This window comes from Paenarthrobacter sp. CM16 (genome assembly GCF_013179505.1).
GTDB lineage: Bacteria > Actinomycetota > Actinomycetes > Actinomycetales > Micrococcaceae > Arthrobacter.
In genome coordinates this window covers 1-2,296 of record NZ_JABMCX010000114.1, presented here as the reverse complement: position 1 = coordinate 2,296, position 2,296 = coordinate 1, and the positions used below count along the sequence as shown (strand labels likewise).

The window sequence follows — 2,296 nt, the reverse complement described above, 5'->3', positions numbered from 1 at the left end:
CGGCCCACTGACGGCGGGTGGATTCGAGTGGACCGGAGGCGTGGAGCCCCGTTCTGAGCCCGGCAGTGGTCATGCTGGCAGCCAGTCCGTAGCCGATCTGCTGGGATGGGTCGGAGCCAAGGAAATCAAGGCGTACAGCCCGGGTGGTGCTGCGGACATCCAGGTGGTGGCTGGCGGCGTAGTTCCGTAGGTGGCGGAGGATTTCGTTGCGTTCCTGCATGGCTGCTGGATCAGCGGCGTCGCAGCGTTGAAGCATTCCGGTGTGTACTGACGGGCCGGTTGCGGACAACGCGCCGAATCCGTCCACCACTATGGAGCCCACGCCGTAACGGCTGAGCTCACTGGCAACTGCCAAGCCGGACAGGCCGGCTCCGATGACCACGGTGGTGGTGCGTTCCGTGGCGGAATCAGGCGTGAGTGACACTGCTTGGTTCCTCCTTGACGTGTGTGCCCTTGGGCATCGCATGGGGTCGCGTCCGAGTTCCCCAAGCGGCCGCAATAAATGGCCGGAGTGTGTTGCGGAACACGTTTGCCGGCCATTCTGTGACTCGAACACTACCGAACTTTTTCTGCCATGGATAGCCTCCGGGGTGCGCGTGTTTCCGGTGTTCATCCGTAGCGCAAAACGGCCTTGCTGCAACCGACCCCGGACCGTTACCCACATAGCCCGAAGTCGCCTTGATTCGGCGTTCCCGACCGAGAATAGTGGGCCTTGGGAGGAAGAATTTTATTGTTTCTTCTGCCCCGGCCATTGACAAGGGCGCTGTGAGGGAATCCTGGAAGGAGAACCTCTGGCAGAATGGCCGGAACATCAAGCAGCAGGTGGAGAGGCGGGCCCCATGGACCAGCACAGCAGGCACAATGAAGAGCCACAGGACGGGCAGGACCAGGCAGTGGCGCCTGGTGGCATCGTTGTTGGAGTGGACGGTTCGGAGCACGGTCAATGCGCCTTGGTATGGGCCGCGCGGGAGGCCGAGCGCCGTCAATTGCCTTTGCACATCGTGACGGCTTACTCCGTCCCCATCTTTGCTGCATCCGGACTCGATGGCGGCTATGCAACTGTGGATGATTCAGTGATTCGCGAGGGCGCGGATGCCATCATCAAACAGGCCATGGACAAGGTTTCCGGTTACGCCATCGACGTCGATGCTTCGGTCGAAAACGGCGACGCTGCCGGTGTCCTCCTGGATCTCTCCGCTGACGCTGCGCTCCTCGTTTTCGGCAGTCGGGGCCGCGGTGGCTTCGTTGGACGCCTCTTGGGATCGGTGAGCAGCGCCTTGCCCGCACACGCCAAGTGCCCCACCGTCACGGTCCCCTTGTACTGCGCTGATCGGCTGGGCGAAAACACAGAGGACAAGCACATCAAGGCCGAGCACGCCAAAGCCGGACCCCGCACTGTCGAGAACGTGGTTGCCGTGGGCGTGGACGGCTCCGAGCAAGCCCGTGTGGCTGTGCTTGAGGCAGCCGAGCAAGCCCAACGCATGGGAGCGAAGCTCCGCGTCATCTGCGCGGTACCGCAATACAGCGGGTCCTTGGCCTGGGTACCGGCCCCGTTGGACCGGGATGCCCTCTTCGCCGACATCAAGGTCCAGCTGGACGCCGGTGTCGCGTGGCTTAGGAGCCACTTCCCCCAACTGACCATCGAGACGGACCTCCGGGACGGCTCGCCGGTGGACGTCCTGGTGGAAACCAGCCGCAGCGTCGAGCTGGTGGTTCTGGGAACACGCGGCCGGGGCGGCTTCGCAGGCATGCTTTTGGGTTCCACCTCGGATGGCGTCCTGCACCATGCCAAGGGTCCTGTGCTTGTTGTCCCTGACAGGGAGGACCCGCGGCTGGCTGACCGCCACAAGTTTGGGCCCATGCTCGGCGCAGCTTAGGCGGCGCAGCCCGGTGCTCATCCTCGACATCGCCGGCATCCGTGCTTCCATGCTTCCTGACGTGGGTGGCAAGGCGGCCAACCTGGGTGAGTTGGCACGTTCGGGCCTGCCCGTACCGCCCGGCTTCTGCCTCACAACGGCCGCCTACCGCCAAGCTCTCTCGGGCGCCGGGCTGGAGGCTGTGCTGGCAGCGTTGAAAGAGACCCCTGCGGCCCAACTCGAGGACTTGAACCGCCTTGCCGCCCGGGCCAGGTCCTTGGTGCTCGACGCCGGCGTCCCGGCGGGGATTGCCGAGGCGGTGCGGTCCGCTTATCAGCAGCTGGGAGAGAACGTCCCGGTTGCCGTCAGGTCTTCAGCCACCGCCGAGGACCTGGCCTTCGCGAGCTTCGCGGGTCAGCAGGACACCTTCTTGAATGTGG

Annotated in this window: 3 protein-coding genes; 2 read left to right on the top strand and 1 reads right to left on the bottom strand. The window is 64.4% G+C overall.

What is annotated here, in order from left to right; all coding sequences use genetic code 11:
- Window positions 1-424: FAD-dependent monooxygenase (locus tag HP499_RS25145; RefSeq protein ID WP_309138379.1), on the bottom strand; the 424-nt coding region annotated here is incomplete at its 3' end.
- 415 nt (window positions 425-839) lie between these two features.
- On the opposite strand from HP499_RS25145, the gene HP499_RS11775 reads away from it, so the two are divergent.
- Window positions 840-1,877 (top strand): universal stress protein, encoded by a 1,038-nt coding sequence (locus tag HP499_RS11775; protein ID WP_172324246.1) that lies wholly within the window; start codon window positions 840-842, stop codon window positions 1,875-1,877.
- Window positions 1,878-1,890: 13 nt separating this feature from the next.
- Window positions 1,891-2,296 (top strand): PEP/pyruvate-binding domain-containing protein (locus HP499_RS11770; RefSeq protein WP_375154252.1); only part of this gene is annotated, 406 nt, incomplete at its 3' end.

Coding starts and splice junctions, on each gene's coding strand:
- HP499_RS11775 (WP_172324246.1), top strand. CDS start 840: ATGGACCAGCACAGCAGGCACAATGAAGAGCCACAGGACGGGCAGGAC.